Annotated in this window: 1 protein-coding gene; it reads left to right on the top strand. The window is 67.4% G+C overall.

Annotated elements, in window-relative coordinates; translation table 11 throughout:
• Positions 1–85: 85 nt before the first annotated feature.
• Positions 86–625, top strand: a 540-nt coding sequence (locus HZS63_RS13795) for an ATP-binding protein (RefSeq protein ID WP_180684565.1), incomplete at its 3' end; no start/stop codon positions are given.

Genomic DNA, 625 nt, shown 5'->3' with positions numbered 1-625 from the left:
ATCTCTTCGCGCACGCCGCAGCCACGGCCACGGCAACCGTATCCAGTACCACCGCTGCCACCACCACCGCACCGGGGAGCCTGGCATGAACCTGGCCGAGATCGAACGCGCGCTGCGCGAATTGCGCCTCTCGGGCATTGCCGAGACCCTGTCGACCCGCGTGATGCAGGCCCAGGCCAGCCAGGAGCCGTTCCTGGAGACCTTCGCCGCCATGCTGCAAGACGAGCTGGACCGGCGCCGAACGCGCCTGATGGAGCGCCGCTACAAGCGCTCGGGGCTGGATGAGAAGGTCACGCTGGCCGACTTTGACTGGCGCTTCAACCCCAAGCTGCCCAGATCGGCCTGCTTTGAGCTGCACACGCTCAAGTTCATCGCAGAGGGCGCCAATGCACTGATCGTGGGCAAGCCCGGCACGGGCAAGAGCCACTTGGCCAAGGCGGTGGCCTACCAGGCCACGCTGGCCGGTCACGATGTGCGCTATCTGGAGGCGGACACCGAGTTTGGCCGCTACGCGCTGGGCAATGCCACCGAGCGGGGCTCACTGCTCAAGGAGTGGGTGCAGCCCGACCTGCTGGTCCTGGATGACCTGTTCCTGGCGCGGCGCATCAGCGAGCACGCCGCCGAG

Source organism: Tepidicella baoligensis (assembly GCF_013432195.1).
GTDB lineage: Bacteria > Pseudomonadota > Gammaproteobacteria > Burkholderiales > Burkholderiaceae_C > Tepidicella > Tepidicella baoligensis.
Note: the sequence above shows the minus strand (reverse complement) of the source record. Positions and strands in the feature narration are given on the sequence as shown.